Genomic DNA, 21,368 nt, shown 5'->3' with positions numbered 1-21,368 from the left:
ACGACTGTTATTGCCCCGGACGTCATGGCATCCGGGGCTGTAGTTATGGCGCTTTAACGCTATACGTTAACGTCAGGGCACAATGTGATTTTGTTGCACCAGCTCATCGAGCGTGGTGTGTACGTTCTCCAGCGTTATGAGATTGGTTGAGTGATAAGTGTTGCCCGTACCGTCGCGGTCGATGGCAATTACCGTGTTGTTACCGTTAGTGGTCACGGTGAGGTAGTTACCGAGCGTCGCGTTCTGTCCGTTCCAGCCCACCAGCAGGTCGCCGATATCGATTTTGTCGCCCTGGGCCAGCGAGAAGTTGGTCCAGGTGTCGGTAGGTCCAACGCCAACATTGCCAACGTTACCACCGGTAGCGTCGTTGGCATTAAGCAGGTGATAAATCAGCGTATCGCCGTAGACACTGCCGGTAAAACGATCGGCATCGACGGTGCTCACCACCTGCGGATTCATGTTGATAGTTAGCGTTGCGGTATCGGTATGACCATTCTGGTCGTTAAGGGTGTAGGTAAATGTCTCTTTGGTGATGATGGTGGAGAGTGAGACATCGCTGTTGAGGACGTAGGTGTAATGACCATCAATTCCAATGGTCAGTTTGCCGTATAGCCCGTTAATGATGGCGCTGGTCGTGCTGCTCAGCGGATCCAGCGTGGCGGTGCTACCGCCCGTGCCGTTCACCGTCAGCAGGGTATGTACGCTGGCAATATGGTCTCCGTCATAAATATTGCCAGTGACGCTGTTTGCTGCGGAAGTCTCGAAGTTCTGCAGGTCGATTATCGTGCCTTTTACGCTGGGGGTGATGGTGATATTCCCCACCCCCAGAGCCCCGACGCTGCCGGTGTAGTCGAGGCGATAGTTGCCGGGGTGCAGCACTACCCCGCTCAGGGCAATATCGATATTGCCGCCAACCAGTAATCCACCATTGAATGAGCTGCCGGCAACCTTGACGTTGTTGCTGTCATACAGCGCCCAGGTGACGGTTAGCCCGCCCAGCGTCAGACCTGAAGCAACGTTAAAATGCAGTATGGCGTTTTGCACCGCCGTTCCCGTCGCGACCTCAATGACGCCGGTACCATTTTGTGAGGTAGGTGAAAGGAGTTGGGCGTTCCAGCTGGCACTCCCAACGCTGCTATCGGTGAACGACCGGGAAGTATCCGCCTGCGTGGTGACTGCCATTTGACTGCTGATGTCGTTTACGGCATCCAGCGCCTGCGGGGTTGCTGTAATGTTCAGTGACGCGCTGCCGGTATCGCCATTTGGTGTCCTGACCTTATACACGAAGCTGTCCGGCGTGTTGATACCATCTGCGCCCAGTCCGCTTTTCAGCGTGTAGGTATAGTTCCCTTTTGCATCAATAGTCAGCGTGCCGTACTGCCCATTAATCGTGGTCGTGCCCGTCCCATTCACGGTGACACCGTTCACTTCGGTGATAACGCTATTAGCCGGAGCCGAGTCGTTGGCCAGCAGATTTCCATTGGTTGCCGCACTCAGGCTGTCAACGGCGTAGGTATGATCGGCCAGAATATTCAGGGTATAGCCGGTCAGCAGCGTCAGGCCGCCGGAAGCGTTAAGCAGGAACAGATAGTCACCGCCCGGCAGGGTGATGGTGTAGTCCGTTGAGTTGCCACCCAACAGCGCCGTGACCCAATTGGGCTTCACGCGGAACTGTTCATACTGCTGAATAGATTCGTTGAAACGATAAACATAGAGATCAAAACCGCCCACCGTTACGCCAAGAACGCTGGCCTTGACGGTTAACGTGCGGGTTGCGCCATCGTCAACGTTGAACTTAATCGGGTTAGTCAGACCGTTGACAAGACTCACGTCCAGCACATTGCCGAGCCCAACGCTGGCGAGGGTGAAGCCGGTTTGTTGGGATGAGCCATGATCAACTGCGATAACCTGCGTCCCGTAAGTCAGCGCAGCCACATCGTCTGCCGCCGTTACCGTACTGGTGGTTGGGGCCTGACCCAGCGTGACCACCAGTTTTGCCGAGGAGTGATCGCTGCCATGCGTTAGCGTGTAGGTGAAGCTTTCGGAACGTCCATACACTGAGATTGACGTATTGGTCAGGGTATAGGTGTAGCTACCATTCTGGTTGATATGCAGAATGCCGTATTTCCCCTGCACATCAATGCCGCCCGCCGGGACGTTCACGACGTTGCCGTTACCGTCAGTAACGGCGGTGACCAGCGTGCCGGAAGGTGCATTATCTTGCCCGTTAGCGGGATCGGTATCCGTGATGATGTTGCCGGATTCTGTGGTACCGCCAATGATGGTCCCTGCGCTGGCTTTCACCACCGAGACATCAAGGCTGGTGTATGCCCCGGTAGCCAGCAGGTTGGTGTTGTAGCTGACCACACGGTAATCACCACCAGTCAGTCCGCCGTAATTGAGCGTAACCCCTGAGGCGCCCAGGGTGAGCAGGCTGGCAAAGTCTGGTTTACCGGTATCCACCACCGTTACCCAGGCATTCAGCGCGGTGTCAAAGCGCTGGATGACAATTTCCATGGTGCTCAGCAGCGACAGGACCACGCCGGTGGCGGCGGCATTGATCGTAATGGATCCGCTGCCGCCAGGGGCGATGCTGAAATTGACGGCTGCTGTATCGTTCCCCAGCACGTTGGCGACATTTCCCAGCGCATTAACCAACAGGAAGCCATAATCGCTTTGATGCTCGGTGCTGACGATCACATCGGTTTGTAGTGGCAGACTGGTGACATTGTCTTCAGCCAGCAGCGGCAATACCGGCGCGATAGCGCTTGTTGGTGATGAGGTATTTCCCGCTGCATCGGTTGCCGTGGCGGACAGCGACTGCCCTTCAATCTGGCGAACCGGCAGGTTGACGCTGTAAACACCGCTGCCGTTGGCGATTGCTGTCACGCTGGTGCCGCCGGGTAGAGAGATGGTGACCGTGCTTCCCGCTTCGGCGACGCCGCTGACGGTACCGCCATCGGCGCTGATCAGTATCGTTGGCGCGGTCGGTGGCGTGGTATCCACAATCACGCTGAACGAACTGGACAACCCGCTTGCGCCGTTGACGTTTGTTGCCGTGGCGGTAAACGCGTGGCTGCCTTCGCTGAGCGCGCCGGATGGCGTAAAGCTCCAGAGCCCGTTACCGTCTGCGGTCGTAGTGCCCATGAGCGCGCCATTGTTGTACAGATTGATGATGGCGTTAGCCTGTGCCGTTCCGCTGAGCGTAGGCAGGGTATCATTGGTGGTTTTTCCGGCCGCGACCAGCCCCGTGATCGTGCCGACGTCATCGAACACGCTGGCAATAACCGGCGCAGGCGGTACGCCGGTAAACGGTGCGAGCACGTTACCCGCCGTGCCGATGTTGCCTGCGGCGTCCTGTGCGCTAACCAGCAGCGTTTGCCCACTGATTTGGGGTGGGTTCAGCGTGAAAGTGAAATTACCGGAGCCGTTGGCGGTTGCCGTACCGATCACCGTTCCGCCGCTGGAGGTAATAATGACCGTGCTGTTTGGTTCGGCAATGCCAGTAAGCGTGGTGCCGTTGGCGTTGACCGCCAGCCCCGTAGGGATGCCCGGGGCGACGGTATCGACCACAATCGCTGCCGCAGACGATGTACCACTGGTATTCCCCGCACTGTCCGTTGCGGTGATGGTAAACGAGTGGGTACCTTGTGCCAGTGCGGTAGCCGGGGTGTAGCTCCAGTTGCCGCTGCCGTCCGCTGTCACGCTGGTGACAAAGGTGCCATTATCATAAATATCGACCCGCGCGTTGGCCTCGGTGGTGCCGTTTAACGTTGGGCGTGCGTCGTTGGTTGGCTGATTACTGCCAATCGCCCCCGTGTTTGGTCCAACATCGTCAATAATATTGCTGATTGAAGGCTGCGCCGGTGCCGTGGTGTCGACCACCACGTTAAAGCCTGCCGTCGCACCGCTGGTGTTGCCCGCCGCATCGGTGGCGGTGACGGTGAACGTGTGCGATCCATTCGCCAGTGGTGTGGTGGGGGTGAACGACCAGCTGTTATTGCTTTGCACCAGCGCCGTGCCCAGCAGGGTGCTGCCGTCATAGATGCTGACAGTGCTGCCTGCCTCAGCGGTACCGTTTAGAGTCGGGCGTGCATCATTGGTCAGTTGTCCGTTGCTGAGCGCCGCATTGAACACGCCGCCTGCGACATCATCTACCACTGAGACCAGCAGCGGGACGGAAGGCGCAATGGTGTCGACATTAAGAGTAAACCCGCCTGATATGGGGCTCACGTTCCCGGCGGCATCGGCGGCGATAGCAGTAAACACGTGCTGACCGTTGCTCAGCGTAGCCGGCAGATATTCCCAGCTGCCGTCTATCGCCGCAGTTACTGTTGCCAGCAGCGTGCCATTATCGTAGATAGTTATCCGGGCACCGGCTTCCGCCGAACCGTTCAGTACGGGACGGGTATCATTGGTGTAAGCACCGTTCGACAGCGTTCCGGTACCTGGCAGTACGTCATCAAAAGCCTGGATAATTGTTGGCGCTAGCGGGGCCACGGTATCAACAACGATGTTAAATCCAGCGGACGTTGGGCTTACGTTTCCAGCCGCGTCGGTTGCTGTCGCTGTCAGCGTGTGATTCCCGTTGCCAAGCGCGGTTCCCGGCGTGAAGCTCCAGGCGCCCGTGCCATCTGCTGTGGTTAAACCGATAAACGCTCCGTTATCGTAAATTCTCACCGTGGCATTGGCTTCGGCCGTGCCGCTCAAGGCGGGGCGTGCGTCATCCGTTGACTGACCGTTGGTTAAGTTCCCTTGCTGCGACCCGAAATCATCGGCGGCCTGAGTAATAGCTGGTGCTGTCGGTGCCAGCGTGTCGACGGTGTAGGTAAAGCCACCTGAAGGAAGGCTGGTATTGCCTGCGCTATCTGTCGCCGTGGCGGTCAGCGTATGCAGGCCGTTACCTAACGCTGCTGAGGGTGTAAAGCTCCAGGTTCCACCCGCGCCGACGATAGTGGTGCCAATGGGTTGGCCATCGCTCAGGACAGTAATGGTCGCGCCAACTTCACCCGTACCGCTGAGCGCCGGGCGACTTTCGTTACTGATTTGCCCGTTAGAGATAGGCCCGGTTGTCGGGGCTGTGTTGTCCTGAACGGTCAGAATTATCGGTGCTGTCGGCGCAATCGAATCGACTAAAACGGTGAACGAGGCAGAAGCTCCGCTGGTGTTGCCCGCTGCATCCGTCGCGGTCACCGTAAAGATATTTTCCCCCTGCGCCAGCGCGTTTGTTGGGGTGAAGCTCCAGCTACCGGAGCCATCGGCATTTGCGGTGCCAATGATCGTTCCGTTACTACGAATGGTGACAATAGCATTAGCTTCGGTCGTGCCACTCAGAGTGGGTTGGGCATCATTAGTCAGTTGGCCGTTGGTCAACAGCGTGCTTCCCGGCTGATCGTCGATGACTGACACAATCGTTGGTACTGCTGGCGGGAGTGTGTCGACCAACAGCGAGAACGGCGATGTCGCCGGGCTAACGTTGCCAGCAGCGTCCGTGACCGTGGCGGTCAACGCGTGATTGCCTTCGCCGAGTGCCGGAGAAGGCGTAAAGCTCCAGTTGCCGCTTCCGTCGCTGGTGGTGGTGCCAATCACCGTGCCGTTATCGCGAAGAGTGACCAGGCTATTGGCTTCGGTGGTACCTGCCAGGGTTGGCGTATTATCGTTGGTTGTCTGCCCGGAAATGAGCGTGGATGTTACACCTACATCATCGGTTACCGACACAATGACCGGTGCTGAAGGTAGGCCTGTATCAACCGTTATCGGATAGGGGGCTGATGCGAGCCCCTGATTTCCGGCGGCGTCGGTGGCGCGTACGGTGAAAGTATGAGAGCCGTCATTCAGGGCGTTCTGCGGGGTAAAGCTCCAGTTTCCGCTGCTGTTAACGGTAGTGGTACCGATGGATACGCCACCGTCATAAACCGTAATGGTCGCGCCAATCTCGCCTGAACCACTCAGTGTTGGACGCGCGTCGTTGGTGCTTTGTCCACTGCCGACGTTGCCCGTTACTGGGGCGACGTCATCAGTAACGGCGGTGATGCTCGGCGCAAGCGGCGCGGTGGTATCGATAGTAATGACATAGTTTGGCGACTTGCCGCTGGTGTCATTTCCCACCGTTTGCGACACAGCGTAGCTCCAGGTTGTGCCGTCTGCCAGCGCGGTGGGGAGGGTGTAGCTCCAGGCACCGGTACTCGCGTCAGCCGGGACGGTGGTCAGCAGGAGCCCGTTTTGGTAGATATTTACATCAGCTCCGGCGGTTGCCACGCCTTGTAAGGTTGGCTGCGTGTCATTGGTGGTTTTCCCGTTGCCAATATCGCCTGTTCCGGGGGCAACATCGTCGATAATTTGCAGAGTTGGCGGATGCGGAAGGCCCGAGATTGAGGCGGTAAACGGTGTTTCTCCGCTTTGGTTACCCGCTGGATCCTGGGCAATTGCGTTCAATGATTCACCCGCCGTCTGTGCCGGTGAAATTGTGACGGTGTAAGCGCCGGTAATGCTATCTGCGACGGCCTGGCCCAGCACCGTTGTACCGTTTCTGATGATGACGGTGCTGCCCGGTTCGGCTGTCCCGCTCACCAGCGTACCGCTATTATCTATGGTGTCTACAGCGGGGGCGCCCGGCGCTTGCGTATCGGTTGTTATAACGATCGGGTTGGCCGCCGGGAGGCTATTACCTGCTGCATCCTGCGCGCCAAAGGTCAGCGTGTGTTTCACGTTGGCCGAGAGTGGGACGTCCACGCTCCACTTACCATCGGCTCCCACCATTGTGATGATCAGCGGGATGGGATTGCCATTATCATAGATTAGGATCGTACTACCCGGCGTTCCGGTACCGCTGACGGTCGGTGAGAGATCGTCCGTCACGCTGCCACTGCCGAGTGTACCGGTAATCACGCCGACGTTATCCTCGATATCTGTCACCAGCGGGGCGGTAAGCGGCGTCGAATTCACCGTAAACGAGATGCTATTTGATGCGTTGCTGGGGTTGCCAGCGGCATCGGTGGCGACCGCCGTCAGCGTGTAGGTGCCATTGGGCAGCGCCATCGTCGGCGTGATGCTCCACAAACCATTCACGACGGTGGTGGTGCCGATAACCGTCGTGCCGTTATACAGCGTAATGATCGAGCCGCTTTCGCCGGTTCCGCGCACAGTTGGTGTGCTGTCATCGGTAGTGCCGTTTGCTGCGATGTCTCCCTGAACAGCGCCTACGTCGTCATTTGCGGCAAGGATTGTGGGCGTTGCGGGAGGGGTAATATCAATGTTCAGGGTAACAGGAGTCGAAGCCTGGCTGACGTTGCCCGCTGGATCGGTTGCGGTAACGGTAACCTGATAAGTATCCGGATTAATAGGTGTGGTTGGCGTAAAGCTCCAGGTGCCATCTGCGCCAACTTTTGTGGTGCCCAGCGGCGTGGTACTGCCGTCGAGATACACCGAGATCACATCACCAGCCGTGCCGGTACCGCTAAAGGTTGGCGTGGTGTCGTTGGTATTGCCATTTGTGACCACACCCGTTACCGGAGCCGCATCGTCAGTAATGATGGGGGCACCAGGCTGAGCGGGAGGCGTGTTGTCTACCGTCAGAGTGAAACTAGCCGATGGGATCCCCGTATTACCTGCAGCGTCAGTTGCCGTGGCGGTAAATTTGTGTGGACCCTCTATGAGTACGGGGTCCGGGGTAAATGTCCAGGTGCCATTTGGCTGAACGGTGGCGATACCAATACTGGCGTTATTGTCAAAAATAGTAATGGTTGCGCCCGGCTCACCCGTACCGGAGAGGGCCGGTGCGGTACTTTTCGTACTACCGCCGTTCGCCAGAGCAACGGTGGTGTTGCCCACGAGTCCTTCACCGACGGTAATCACCGGAGCCGCTGGTGGGGTGGTATCAATGGTTAACGTAAAGCTTCCCGGCGCGCTGGCATTACCTGCGGCATCCGTCGCCACGGCTGTCAGAGTGTGTGGCCCTTCGCTTAGCGGTTGAGTCAACTGGATGCTCCAGTTACCTCCAGGCGGCACTACCACGCTGCCAACAGGCGTCGTACCGTCATAGAGCGTGACGGTTGAACCTGCAACCCCCGTACCGTTCAGTTTTGGCAGAGTATCGTCCGTACTCTTGTTGGTGAGCAGATCGCTTTGGATGCTACCGACATCATCCGTCATACTGACAATGACAGGTGCGGCGGGCGCTTGCGTATCCACCGTAACAGACACCACGATTGGTGAGGTGGTGACGTTACCTGCCATGTCCGTGGCCGATACAGTGAAATTATGCACCCGATCAGTGAGTGGAGCGCTATCCGGCACCGTATAGCGCCATGTGCCGGAACTGGTGACCAGGACAGTATTTAGCAAAACGCCATTATCAAACAAACTGACCAACGAACCGGGTTCACCGGTACCTGAAATCGTCGGCGTGTTGTCATTGGTGATGCCGCCATTGTTGGCGACATTGCCGGTTATCGTCCCGACATCATCGTTCACCAATGTAATGGCGGGTGCTGTCGGCGCGATGCTATCGACAATGATTTTCCAGCTTGCCGCGCTGCTGGTATTGTTGGCGGCATCGGTTGCCGTCACTGTAAATACGTGCGCCCCCTGGCCCAACGCAGAGGTGGGTGTATAGTTCCAGTTACCGTTGATATCAGCGGTAATGGTTGTTAGCAGGGTGCCGTTATCGTAAATTTTGACCTGAGAACCCGCTTCGGCGGTGCCTTCCAGTTTAGGCTTGCTATCGTTGGTGACGTCGCCGTTATTGAGAGGGCCCTGATACATGGGCTGGTCATCCGTCACGGCGGTAATGATCGGGGTGTCGGGGGCGGTGATATCCGGCGCCAACGCGGAAGTCGGCAGACTCTCGTTATTGCTGCTGTCCGTTGCGGTGACGTTTACCATTTCGCCGTTCTTTTGCGACGGTGTTATAGACACGGCGAAGTTGCCGCCGCTGTCAGCCTGGCCTACGCCAATCTGGTTACCGTTGCTGTCTTTGACGGTGACGGTGCTCCCCGCTTCAGCATGTCCACTCACAGAACTGCCGTCTCCTGAGACGGTGACGCCAGTTGGCGCATCAGGCGCTGTGGTATCCGGTGCGGTAACTGGGCTGTTGGCGCTGGTATTACCTGCCGCGTCCGTCGCGTTGGCGACGAGATGTTCTCCATTGGTCTGTGGTGGAACCAGCGTGGCGGTGAAACTCCCACCTGAGCCTGCGGTTGCTGTTCCAATAATCGCGCCGCCGGGAGCCAGGATATGCACCGTACTGTTGGGTTCTGCGGTGCCGGTCACTTGATCGCCAGTGGGATTAATCACCAGATTAGCAGGCGGCTGCGGGGCCGTGATGTCTGGCGCGAGCGCCGTTTCCGATGGGCTTAGGTTTCCTGCCGGGTCTGTAGCGACAGCGGTAATGGTTTCGCCATTGGTCTGCGGCGGGTTAATAGTGATAGAAAATGTGCCATCGGGTCCGGCGACACCGTTGCCGATAGGATTATTGCCAGCGTCGGTGATAACCACGGTATTGCCGGGCTCGGTGGTTCCGGTGACGACAGTGCCATCAGCGGATACACTCAGATCATCCGGTGGCAACGGTGGTTGTGTGTCAATGTTGATAGTGAATGCTGCCGACATTCCTCCGGTTCCTGATGCGTTCGTTGCATCGACGGTAAAGGCGTGAGGACCATCAGGCAGGTTGGTTGGCGAAGCCCAGTTCCAGTTTCCGTTAGCATCAGCAGTAACGCTCGCCAGCAGGCTGCCATTGTTATAAATGTTTACCGTGCTGTTGGCGTCTGCGATACCTGAGAGCGTGGGCGTCGGGTCATTGGTGGCCTGATTGTTGCTCAATGGCCCGGTTGAGGGGGCGACATCATCCATAACGCTGACGATAATGGGTACGCCCGGGTAGCCTGAATTGGTGGCATTGAAGGACGTATTTGGCCCGATATTACCTGCCTGATCCTGGATCTTCGCGATCAGCGCTTCTCCGTGCGTCTGTGACGGTGAAATCGCGATGGAGAAATTGCCGGTGTGATCGACCGTTGTAGAACCTAAAACCTGATTATTACTGCCGATGATAATGACCAGGCTTCCAGCTTCCGCGCTACCGGTTACCGTTGTACCTTCCGGATTAATGGAAGAAATGATCGCGGCTGCAGGCGGAGTCGTATCAACGGTAAATGTTGGCACGGTTGTTTGCGCGCTCACGTTACCTGCGGCATCTGTTTGCGTCAGCGTCAGGTTGTGAACACCGTCGCTGAGCGGCGTGTCCGGTGTAAACGTCCAGAAACCATTGTCATCCACCTGGACCATGCCTATCAGAATACCGTTATCAGATACACTAATGAAACTGCCTGCTTCGCCGGTGCCAGTGATCGTTGGTGTGGCATCGTCGGTTACGCCATTATTGGCGATAAGACCGGTGATTGAACCAAAATCATCAGCGACTTCTGTCGCTACAGGGGCGTCGGGGGCAAGCGTATCAACAGTAATTTCCCAACTGTCCGACATTCCACTGCTGCCCGTACTGTCTGAGGCGCTGACGGTAAACTGGTGGGTACCGTCCGCGAGCGGAGATGATGGCGTAAACGACCAGTTGCCGTTGGCATCGATAGTGACCTGGCCTATTTCGACACCGTTATCAAAAATATGTAAGGTGGCATTAGCGGGGCCGGTGCCCTGGAGAGTAGGCGTATTATCGTTGGTAGATTCCTGTTGATTGACAGGACCTGTAATCAGCTCCTGATTATCGATTACGCTGGTAATAACGGGCACGCCTGGTATGTTAGGTGTTGTCGTTGGCGGAGTGCCGCCATCGCCGTTACCATCACCATCACCATCACCATTGCCATTGCCATTGCCATTGCCATTGCCGTTGCCGTTGCCACTATTACCGTTTCCGGCATTGTTATCACTCCCACCGCTGCCACCACCGCCACCGCCTCCTGCAGCAAGGCCTATTCCACCAGCAACCGCGATCCCACCAAGAACCCAGGGCCAGACAGCTCCACCTTCATGACCACCTTCGGCTGTCATCAGAGGAGTGAGATCGTCTAAATGCTGGAAGTGGAAAGCGCCATCGGTATCCTGGACCCACCACAGCGCGCCATTGCTGTCTTCCAGAACAAGCTGGTTTTGCGCATCACCTTTTCCGACGTAGAAGTTTTTAATGGTGATGGTTTCACCTGAACGGAGTGTGACAACCAGATCCTGATTAACGCGTGTCAGTTGGCTTACTTCCTCACGCGACACCGACAGTTTCACTATAGAAGGTGAACTGAGCGTAACTTCAGAGGTTTCAACATTTGTGGAAACGCCAGTTAATTTTGATACAACGGCGAGTAGACGCATATGTTCACTCCTGATGGCATGCCGGGAGTATTAATCCGCAACAGCGCTGGGAAAATGAGCAGACAGGGGCCCGGTTCATCATAAAAATGAATTTACACATGTAATTACATTGATTAGGTTAAGCAGATGTTATTTTATTGACGTATTGCGTTTGGGCCCTTTTGGCTGAATAGTTCTTTCGTATTAGATGATATAGTCAGAAAGAAACTATTCTGCAACTTATCCATTTTAAAAAACTATTTAGTCATTTGAAAAGGATTCTTTCCAGTATGATTTTAACGGAGGTTTACTTGTTAACCTGTTGTATTAATTGTCTTTATTTGGATTTTATATAATATAATAAACGCCAGTAATAATAGTGTTATTCAATAAAATAAAATACAAATTTATGATCTTGAACTTTTATATTATTAGACTATAGACAGCTACCATAATGATAGAGGGGTTATTTCATCTTTGGACGATTCAGCATAAATATACTATAAGTTGGGTGAATGTATTGGGCAGGGTTCAATAACTAAAAAATAAGAACCAGCCTCAAGATGAGAGACTGGTTGCAGTGGAGTGGCGTTTAGCGGCCAGCATTTTTCATAATACGCGCTTTATCTAACTGCCATTCGCGTTCTTTGACATCAGAGCGTTTGTCGTGCTGTTTCTTACCTTTTGCAACGCCAATTTTCACTTTGCACCAGGCATTTTTCCAGTACAGCGAAAGCGCAACAACGGTATAACCATCACGATTCATTCGACCATACAAGGAGTCGAGCTCGCGCTGGTTTAACAACAACTTACGGGTGCGAGTGGGATCGCATACTACGTGCGTTGAGGCCACCGCCATCGGCGTGAAGTTGGCGCCAAACAGGAACGCTTCGCCGTCTTTAAGAATGACATAGCTGTCGCCGATGTTAGCTTTACCCGCGCGCAGGGATTTGACTTCCCAACCCTGCAAGGCGAGGCCTGCTTCGAACTCTTCTTCAATAAAGTATTCGTGTCGTGCGCGCTTGTTAAGCGCGATTGTGGCTGAGCCAGGTTTGTGTGCTTTTTTCTTCGTCATAATGCCGCTCAGTATAGGTAATCTGGAATCGAAAAACACCCCATTTCATCCAGCGGGGCGCAAGGCGCTATCTTAGCACGAGTTAGGCTATAGCGTTTTTTTTAGCAGGGGATAAATGGTATTATTTGCGTGATTGATATTGATGGAAATTGTTATGCCTCAGATTAGCCGGACCGCTTTAGTACCTTACAGTGCGGAACAGATGTATCAGCTAGTGAATGATGTTAAATCCTATCCCCAGTTTTTACCGGGTTGCACCGGTAGCCGCGTGCTGGAGTCGACTCCAGGACAAATGACGGCCGCTGTGGATGTCTCGAAAGCAGGGATCAGCAAAACGTTCACCACGCGCAATCAACTGACCAGTAATCAGAGCATCCTGATGCATCTGGTCGATGGACCGTTCAAGAAACTGATTGGCGGCTGGAAGTTTACGCCACTAAGCCATGAAGCGTGTCGTATTGAGTTTCATCTCGATTTTGAGTTCACCAATAAGTTAATCGAGCTGGCGTTTGGCCGCATCTTTAAAGAGCTGGCTTCTAACATGGTGCAGGCCTTCACGCTTCGCGCGAAAGAGGTTTACAGTGTCAGCGTCGGCTAAAATTGTTGTTGAAGTAGCGTACGCGCTGCCCGAGAAACAGTATTTACAGCGCGTCACGCTGCAGCAGGGTGCAACGGTGGAAGAGGCTATTCGTGCTTCCGGGCTGCTGGAATTACGTACCGATATCGATCTCAGTAAAAATAAAGTGGGCGTCTACAGCCGTCCGGTTAAGCTAGCCGATGTTCTTCATGACGGCGATCGGGTGGAAATTTATCGGCCATTGATTGCTGATCCAAAAGAACTGCGCAGGCAGCGAGCAGAAAAATCCGCTAAAAAATAACAGACAATAAAAAAGGTGCTCATTGAGCACCTTTTTTTGATCTCTCAAACCTACTTGTTGTCGGTCAGAGCGGGTTTGTTATCAATGTTGGTCAATACGCCGCTGCTGTTAAAGGTCAGCGTCAGCGTTTGCTGTGTTACACCTTCATGCCCAGGCTGCTGACGGAACACATAAAACCAGGTGTTAGTACCAAAAGGATCGGACATCATTGGTGTACCCAGAGCATAAGCAACTTGCTGTTGCGTCATACCTGTACGCACTTTGGCGACATCGGTAGGTGTCAGATAATTTCCCTGGTTGATGTCAGGGCGGTAAACCACTCGCTCCAGAGTGGAACAGCCTGCAGTCAACATCAGTAGTACTGCTGCAGCAGCAGTCAGCGTTTTACAGCGCATAGTGATTTGATTCCTTTTCGGGCCCGAGCAGTACGCGGCTCATATGTAATATGCCGATGATAATAGACCTTTCACCACTTTAAAACCTTTTGCTGTCGGGTCGGTCGGCGATTTTATGTTGAACTCAGACCTTCACAAGGTAAAAAAGTTTATGCCGCCAGCAGTTCTTTTGCATTTGCGAGGGTATTGCGCGTCACTTCGCTCCCGCCAAGCAGGCGGGCTAATTCCTGCAGACGAGCGCGTTTATCAAGCGGCTGCATGTGTGTTTCGGTCATTGCGCCGTCAGTTTCTTTGCTGACATAGAAATGTTGATGACCGCAGCCAGCAACCTGCGGCAGGTGAGTCACACACATAACCTGGGTTGACTCACCTAGCTGACGCAGCATTTTACCCACCACAGCAGCAGTCGGGCCGCTAATACCGACATCCACCTCATCGAAAATCAGGGCAGGGGTTTCCATTTTACGTGCGGTGATGACCTGAATAGCCAGCGCAATGCGAGACAGCTCGCCGCCAGAAGCGACTTTCGCAATGGGCTGTAACGGCTGACCGGGGTTAGTGGTAACTTTAAATTCCACGCGATCGGCACCGTCTGCGCTCAGATGGTGTTCCTCAAATTTCACATCAATACAAAAGACACCGTGCGGCATCGAGAGAGCATGCATGCTCTCTGTAATAAGTTGTCCCAGTTCCTGAGCATAATGTTGACGCTGCTGATGCAGCATTTTTGCCGTTTCCAGCGCCTGCTGGTGATGATTGTTCACCGCCAGGGTTAATGTTTCGAGTGAGTCTGCCTGATCGTCCAGTTGTTGTTGCTCATCCAGCAATGACTGGTAGAACAGTGGCAGTGCTTCAGGGGCAACATGATGCTTACGCGCCAACGAGATTTGTCTGGAAATACGTTGCTCCAGTTCGAACAAGCGGTTAGGGTCTAAATCCAGACGATCGCAATAGTGGCGAAGCTCGTCGCTGGCTTCACTGAGCTGGATGGTCGCCTCTTCCAGCATGTCCAGAATACCGGAGAGCTTACCGTCCATTCCTGCCAGTTCACTAACCAGCTGTTTTACCGTATACAGCTGACTTTGCAGATTAACGTCTTCGCCGTCTGCCATGATAGCCAGTGCCTGTTGGCTGGACGTGAGCAATTGCCCACTGTTAGCCAGACGTTTGTACTCTTCATCAATTTGCTCAAATTCGCCCGGCTGCGGGCTAAATTCGTTCAGTTCCTTTAACTGATACTGTAACAGCTCCGCCCGGGCCGCGCGTTCCTGGCTTTGTTGTTGATGATGGGCGAGGTCGCGACAGCTCTGGTGCCACAGCTGGTAGCGCGCGGCCATTTCCTGAGTCAGGGACACTTCATTGGCATAACCATCAAGCAGGGCTTTTTGGTGTTCAGATTTCGTCAGGAGTTGGTGCGCGTGCTGGCCGTGGATTTGAATAAGCAGTTGTCCCAGCTCGCGCAGTTGCGACAGGGGAACGGCGGTGCCGTTGATAAAGCCTCGGGAGCGGCCATCGTTGCTGATTACGCGACGCAGCAAACACTCACGACCCTCCTCAAGCTGGTTTTCTTCCAGCCAGCGCAGGGCCGCGGGGGTGTCTTTTAAGGCAAAACGGGCGCACAGGTCGGCTCGGGTGGCGCCTGTACGCACCATGTCAGCATCGGCCCTGCCGCCCAGGCACAAACCGAGGGCATCAATGGCAATGGACTTACCCGCACCAGTCTCGCCGGTAATGACGGTCATTCCGCTCTGAAAATCGATCTCAAGTTCACGAACGATAGCAAAATTGCTGATGGTCAGTTGTGCCAACATAGCTGTTTTCCTGTATGAAAAACCATTACTGTAATTACATACAGTATAAACTGGTTTTTTATACAGTAAAGAGGTTGGCGTTAAATTAGAATAATTTTTTTGACCAGCCTAACTTAGTGCTTAATGTATTGAAATAGCTGTAATCTTTGGGGTGTATCAGGTTCAGATGATAATCACAGCGGCGAATCAATACGTCTTCACCTTCCTGGATAGGCAGGGCGATCTGGCTGTCACAGCTGATCTCCAAATCGTTCCGGCGATGTGAAAAGCGCAGGCGAATCGTGCTGCTACTGTTGATCACCAGCGGTCGCGCAGAAAGCGTATGCGGGAACATCGGTACCAGCGTAATAGCATCTAAAGAAGGCGTCAGAATTGGGCCTCCGGCAGAGAGCGAATAGGCGGTAGAGCCGGTAGGGGTGGAGATAATTAGCCCGTCAGAACGCTGAGAGAAGGCAAAGATTTCATCAATATAGACTTCAAATTCAATCATGTGCGCCACTTTTCCGGGGTGCAGCACAACTTCATTGATGGCCGTGCTAATGCGCTTTTGGCAATCTTGCTGGCACACCTGGGCTTCGAGTAGAAAGCGCTTTTCGCTGATGTAGTGGCCTTCCAGCACGTCAGCTAACTGCTGCTGGGCATTGTCAGGGTCTAGATCGGTCAGGAAACCGAGGTTGCCGCGGTTAATCCCGATAACCTTGATGTCATAACGTGCCAGAGTGCGTGCCGCACCCAACATATTGCCATCACCGCCAACGACCACGGCGAGGTCTGCCTGATGGCCAATCTCTGCGAGCGTACCGGTTTTCACATTTTTCAACTGCAGCTCGTGGGCGATTTGTTGCTCGACGATAACCTCATAACCTTTGGCGCAAAGCCAGCGGTAGAGCATTTCATGTGTGGTCAGTGCAGTGGGGTGACGTGGATGCCCCACAATGCCAATACACTTGAAATGTTTGTTCATTTTCTCGAGGTCCTTGTAACGAAGATTAGTGACAATGTGAGTACTTCCCTTGAAACCCTGAATCTTATCCCCATAATAATCCAGGTTAGCGAGATGAATGCGAAAAAACGCGGAGAAATTCATGAGTAGTAAAGAACAGAAAACGCCTGAGGGGCAAGCCCCGGAAGAAATTATCATGGATCAGCACGAAGAAGTTGAGGCGGTTGAATCAAACGCTCCTGCTGAGCAGGTGGATCCGCGCGATGAAAAAATTGCGAATCTGGAAGCTCAGCTTGCTGAAGCCGAAACTCGCGAGCGCGACAGCGTGTTGCGTATCAAAGCGGAAATGGAAAACCTGCGTCGTCGTACCGAACTGGACGTAGAAAAAGCGCATAAATTTGCGCTGGAAAAATTCGTCAACGAACTGCTGCCGGTGCTGGATAGTCTGGACCGCGCGCTGGAAGTGGCGGACAAAAATAATGACGCGATGGCTGCGATGGTTGAAGGTATTGAGCTGACCCGTAAGTCAATGCTAGATGTTGTGGCGAAGTTTGGCGTACAGGTGGTGGCCGATATTGATGTGCCGATGGACCCGAACGTGCACCAGGCCATTGCAATGGTAGAGTCTGACGACGTTGCCGCCGGTAATGTGCTGATGGTTATGCAGAAAGGTTATACCCTGAACGGACGTACCATTCGCGCCGCGATGGTCTCTGTGGCGAAAGCCAAAGGCTAATCAGCTTTCAGGTCGGGTAATGCTCACGCGCTACCCGGCCTGAATTACGCTCACTGATCCGACACGCTTTCCCGTAGCGGTTTGACCGGCAAGACCTGCACCTGCTTAATCATATTGTCCTGGACGTCGAGAATATCGATATCATACTGCCCAATACGCACACGCGTACCGGCAACCGGGATCTCTTCCAGTGCTTCAAGAATAATACCATTCACGGTCCGGGCGTCATCTTCCGGCAGGTGCCAGTTAAACGCCTTATTGATTTCACGAACGTTGGCGCTGCCGTCAATGATCACTGAGCCATCATTTTGCGGCGTTACTTCTTCGGCAAGCGTGGGTGACATTGAGGTGGTGAAGTCGCCGACAATCTCTTCCAGAATATCCTCAACCGTGACCAGTCCCTGAATATCGCCATATTCATTAACGACCAGACCCACTTTCTTTTTATTTCGCTGAAACTTAATGAGCTGGGTGCTAAGCGGTGTACCTTCCGGGACGTAATAGATTTCGTCGGCGGCGCGTAACATGGTCTCTTTGGTGAACTCTTTTTTTTCTGCCATTAATCGCCAGGCCTCACGCACGCGCAGCATACTGATAGCATCGTCCAGCGAGTCTCGGTACAGCACAATGCGGCCGTGCGGAGAGTGCGAAAGCTGACGTACGATAGACTTCCAGTCATCGTTAATATCAATACCGATGATTTCGTTACGCGGGATCATGATGTCATCGACGCTGACTTTTTCCAGATCCAGCACGGACAGCAGCATATCCTGGTTACGGCGTGAAATTTGCGAGCGCGATTCATTCACCAGCGTTCGCAGTTCATCTTTGCTCAGCGAACCGCTCACCACGATATCCGTTTTGATGCCCATCATGCGCATTAGCAGCCGCGTGATGGTATTGAGTAGCCAGACCAACGGCATCATCAGAATCTGCAGTGGGGCCAGCAGGACGCTGCTTGGATAGGCGACTTTTTCCGGATAAAGCGCGGCAATGGTCTTTGGCAGTACTTCGGCAAATATCAGCACTACAAACGTCAATACCCCGGTGGCAATGGCGACGCCCGCATCGCCATACAGGCGCATACCGACAATGGTACCGAGCGCGGAGGCCAGAATATTCACCAGGTTATTCCCGATGAGTACCAGACTTATCAGACGGTCCGGCTTGCGCAGTAACTTTTCAACGCGTTTCGCCTGACGATTTCCCTGCTTGGCCCGATGACGTAGACGGTAGCGATTCAGGGTCATCATTCCGGTTTCAGAACCGGAAAAATAGGCGGATATGACCACCATGATGAGAAGCGTGACAATGAGTGTGGTGGTGGAGATGTGTTCCACGTAGGGTTCCTTAAAGATTTAACTCACGAACTGCTGCAGGATACGGCTGCCGAAATAGGCCAGCGTCAGAATGCCTGCGCCTGCGACGTTAAACCATACGACGCGACGTCCGCGCCAGCCTTCATGGTAATGCCCCCACAACAGAACGATATAGACAAACCATGCCACGATAGAGAGGACTGCTTTATCAATGTTCTCCGTGCTGAACAGGTTGTGCATGTAAAACAGGCCGGTGCACAGGGTGAGCGTCAGCAGAACCACGCCGATTTGGGTGATATGAAACATTTTCCGCTCAATACTCATCAGCGGTGGCATTTCATTGCTGAAGGCCAATTTTTTGTTTTTTAACTGGTAGTCAATCCATGCCAGCTGTAGCGCATAGAGCGCGGCGATAATCAGCGTGGCATAAGCGAACAGCGACAGCCCGATGTGAATCATCATGCCCGGCGTAGCTTCGAGATGGGTGATGAACTCGTTAGGCATAAACGTGGCAAAGGCGAGATTGATTAGCGCAAAGGCGTAGACAATGGGCAGCAATAGCCAGCCGCGATTGCGCGACGCGACGATGGTCATCACGGTACAGATCATCAGACTCACCAGCGAGCCAACGTTCAGCAGACTCAGGTTTTGTCCGCTTTCACCGCCGGGTAGAATACGTGCTTCCAGAGCGACAGCATGGCACACCAGCGCGACGACCGCAGAGAGAATAGCCATACGCCGCCAGCCGCTGTTTTTTTGCAGCAGAGCGGGAATAATCAGCGCAAGGCTGACTGAGTAGGCGACAAGGGCGAGCAGAGCAAAAACGGGCATATAGGTGTCGACAGTTGGCCAGTGATAAAGAAAAGCAGTATAGCGTTACGTGACCGCGGCTCCAACCGTTGCATAACAACAAAGGCGGCTTCATGTTATACTGCGACAAATTTCTGTTGATGTGTCGCTGTCGCGACCGACCGTTTCCACCCCAGGCGAGAGACAATGTTTGATAATTTAACCGATCGTTTGTCGCGCACGCTGCGCAATATCAGTGGCCGTGGACGCCTTACTGAAGACAACGTTAAAGAAACGCTGCGCGAAGTGCGCATGGCGCTGCTGGAGGCTGACGTAGCGCTGCCGGTAGTGCGTGAGTTTATCAATCGCGTAAAAGAGAAAGCGGTTGGTCATGAAGTTAACAAAAGCCTGACGCCGGGTCAGGAGTTCGTCAAGATTGTCCGTAACGAACTGGTTGCGGCAATGGGCGAAGAAAACCAGACCCTGAATCTGGCTGCACAGCCGCCAGCCGTTGTGCTGATGGCGGGCCTGCAGGGTGCGGGTAAAACCACCAGCGTCGGTAAGCTGGGTAAGTTCCTGCGTGAGAAGCACAAGAAGAAAGTGCTGGTGGTTTCCGCAGACGTGTATCGCCCGGCGGCGATCAAACAGCTGGAAACGCTGGCCGAGCAGGTCGGTGTGGACTTCTTCCCGTCGGATGTCGGCCAGAAGCCGGTTGATATCGTTAACGCCGCGCTGAAAGAAGCCAAACTCAAATTCTACGACGTGCTGCTGGTGGATACCGCCGGTCGTTTGCACGTTGATGAAGCGATGATGGACGAAATCAAACAGGTTCACGCTTCTATCAAGCCGGTAGAAACGCTGTTTGTGGTCGATGCCATGACCGGTCAGGATGCTGCAAATACCGCCAAAGCCTTTAACGAAGCGCTGCCGTTAACCGGTGTGGTGCTGACTAAAGTTGATGGTGATGCTCGTGGCGGTGCCGCGCTCTCTATTCGCCACATCACCGGCAAGCCGATTAAATTCCTCGGCGTCGGGGAGAAAACTGAAGCACTGGAGCCGTTCCATCCGGACAGGATTGCTTCACGTATTCTCGGCATGGGCGACGTGCTGTCGCTTATCGAAGATATCGAAAGCAAAGTTGATCGCGCGCAGGCCGAGAAATTAGCCAGCAAGCTGAAAAAAGGCGATGGCTTCGATCTCAACGATTTCCTTGAGCAGCTCAACCAGATGAAAAACATGGGCGGTATGGCAAGTCTGATGGGCAAGCTACCGGGCATGGGTCAGATCCCTGACAACGTGAAATCGCAAATGGACGATAAAGTGCTGGTGCGTATGGAAGCCATCATCAACTCGATGACGATGAAAGAACGCGCTAAGCCAGAAATCATCAAAGGTTCCCGTAAACGCCGTATTGCTGCTGGTTGCGGTATGCAGGTACAGGACGTAAACCGCCTTCTGAAACAGTTCGACGACATGCAGCGCATGATGAAGAAAATGAAGAAGGGCGGTATGGCTAAGATGATGCGTGGTATGAAGGGGATGATGCCGCCCGGCTTCCCCGGTAGATAAATATATCGGGCTACCTTATTTGCCATTTTGACACCGGAGTGTGCTCGACAAAACACTGTAGTGTTTTGAACGCCCTTTAGGGCGGCCCGAAGGGCGAGCGGAGCGAGTAAATGCTCACGTACTGCGTGTACGCTCCGGAGGCTGACGGCACTGCCGACGGCCTTTTATAGCAGAGTTATCAACTGCTGATTGCATTTTCCCCAGAAATCAGTAAAATTTTCGGGCTTTTAATATGACACCCGGGCTCCGTTCCTCGATGGGGCCTGGGTGTTTTATTCACACAAGAGGATGTTATGGTTACTATTCGTTTAGCTCGTCACGGCGCTAAAAAGCGTCCGTTCTACCAGGTTGTTGTTACCGACAGCCGTAATGCACGCAACGGTCGCTTCATCGAGCGCGTTGGCTTCTTTAACCCAATCGCTAGCGAAAAAGAAGAAGGCACTCGCCTGGATCTGGATCGCATCGCTCACTGGGTTGGCCAGGGCGCGACTATTTCTGATCGCGTAGCTACGCTGATCAAAGCAGCAAACAAAGCAGCTTAATCTGTCA

12 protein-coding genes are annotated in these 21,368 nt (G+C 54.0%); 5 read left to right on the top strand and 7 right to left on the bottom strand.

The annotated features are described in order from the left end of the window. Positions 1–72 precede the first annotated feature (72 nt). Both OGX99_RS00140 and smpB read right to left on the bottom strand, forming a co-directional pair. The gene (locus OGX99_RS00140; protein WP_286542225.1) at positions 73–11,325 is read right to left on the bottom strand and encodes a BapA/Bap/LapF family large adhesin; all 11,253 of its coding nucleotides are present in this window, start codon (positions 11,323–11,325) and stop codon (positions 73–75) included. Between the two features lie 571 nt (positions 11,326–11,896). Then, positions 11,897–12,379: an SsrA-binding protein SmpB gene (smpB, locus tag OGX99_RS00135; RefSeq protein ID WP_003031211.1), complete on the bottom strand. Its 483-nt coding sequence runs from the start codon at positions 12,377–12,379 to the stop codon at positions 11,897–11,899. 154 nt (positions 12,380–12,533) lie between these two features. On the opposite strand from smpB, the gene ratA reads away from it, so the two are divergent. Together ratA and OGX99_RS00125 are read left to right on the top strand one after the other, a co-directional pair. Beyond that, a complete protein-coding gene (gene ratA, locus OGX99_RS00130; protein WP_210905271.1) occupies positions 12,534–12,977 on the top strand; it encodes a type II toxin-antitoxin system RatA family toxin in 444 nt (147 codons plus the stop codon). After that, the gene (locus OGX99_RS00125; protein WP_151218118.1) at positions 12,961–13,257 is read left to right on the top strand and encodes an RnfH family protein; all 297 of its coding nucleotides are present in this window, start codon (positions 12,961–12,963) and stop codon (positions 13,255–13,257) included. Before ratA ends, OGX99_RS00125 begins: the two co-directional genes overlap by 17 nt. A 50-nt stretch (positions 13,258–13,307) precedes the next feature. On the opposite strand, the gene bamE is transcribed toward OGX99_RS00125, so the two are convergent. The 3 genes from bamE to nadK all read right to left on the bottom strand — a co-directional run bounded on the left by bamE (position 13,308) and on the right by nadK (position 16,427). Beyond that, positions 13,308–13,652 (bottom strand): outer membrane protein assembly factor BamE, encoded by a 345-nt coding sequence (gene bamE, locus OGX99_RS00120; RefSeq protein ID WP_003826401.1) that lies wholly within the window; start codon positions 13,650–13,652, stop codon positions 13,308–13,310. A gap of 149 nt (positions 13,653–13,801) precedes the next feature. Next, positions 13,802–15,463 carry a DNA repair protein RecN gene (gene recN, locus OGX99_RS00115; RefSeq protein ID WP_286537487.1) on the bottom strand — a complete coding sequence of 554 codons (1,662 nt, stop codon included), beginning with the start codon at positions 15,461–15,463 and terminating at the stop codon, positions 13,802–13,804. Between the two features lie 85 nt (positions 15,464–15,548). Beyond that, positions 15,549–16,427, bottom strand: coding sequence for an NAD(+) kinase (nadK, locus tag OGX99_RS00110; protein WP_151218116.1), 879 nt, complete (start codon positions 16,425–16,427; stop codon positions 15,549–15,551). Positions 16,428–16,548: 121 nt separating this feature from the next. Here nadK and grpE point away from each other — a divergent pair, with 121 nt between their 5' ends. Then, positions 16,549–17,142 (top strand): nucleotide exchange factor GrpE, encoded by a 594-nt coding sequence (grpE, locus tag OGX99_RS00105; protein WP_286542221.1) that lies wholly within the window; start codon positions 16,549–16,551, stop codon positions 17,140–17,142. Between the two features lie 50 nt (positions 17,143–17,192). Here grpE and OGX99_RS00100 read toward each other — a convergent pair whose 3' ends face one another. Beyond that, positions 17,193–18,482 (bottom strand): HlyC/CorC family transporter, encoded by a 1,290-nt coding sequence (locus tag OGX99_RS00100; RefSeq protein WP_187253037.1) that lies wholly within the window; start codon positions 18,480–18,482, stop codon positions 17,193–17,195. An 18-nt stretch (positions 18,483–18,500) separates the two neighbouring features. Further along, positions 18,501–19,292: a cytochrome C assembly family protein gene (locus OGX99_RS00095; RefSeq protein ID WP_151218114.1), complete on the bottom strand. Its 792-nt coding sequence runs from the start codon at positions 19,290–19,292 to the stop codon at positions 18,501–18,503. A gap of 165 nt (positions 19,293–19,457) precedes the next feature. Between OGX99_RS00095 and ffh the strand changes: the two genes are divergently transcribed. Together ffh and rpsP are read left to right on the top strand one after the other, a co-directional pair. Next, positions 19,458–20,819, top strand: coding sequence for a signal recognition particle protein (gene ffh, locus OGX99_RS00090; RefSeq protein ID WP_003031226.1), 1,362 nt, complete (start codon positions 19,458–19,460; stop codon positions 20,817–20,819). A 293-nt stretch (positions 20,820–21,112) separates the two neighbouring features. Continuing rightward, the gene (gene rpsP, locus OGX99_RS00085) at positions 21,113–21,361 is read left to right on the top strand and encodes a 30S ribosomal protein S16 (protein ID WP_003031228.1); all 249 of its coding nucleotides are present in this window, start codon (positions 21,113–21,115) and stop codon (positions 21,359–21,361) included. Positions 21,362–21,368: the final 7 nt, after the last annotated feature.

Source organism: Citrobacter sp. Cu096, from assembly GCF_030332285.1.
In the GTDB taxonomy this organism is placed as follows: domain Bacteria; phylum Pseudomonadota; class Gammaproteobacteria; order Enterobacterales; family Enterobacteriaceae; genus Citrobacter; species Citrobacter meridianamericanus.
Note: the sequence above shows the minus strand (reverse complement) of the source record. Positions and strands in the feature narration are given on the sequence as shown.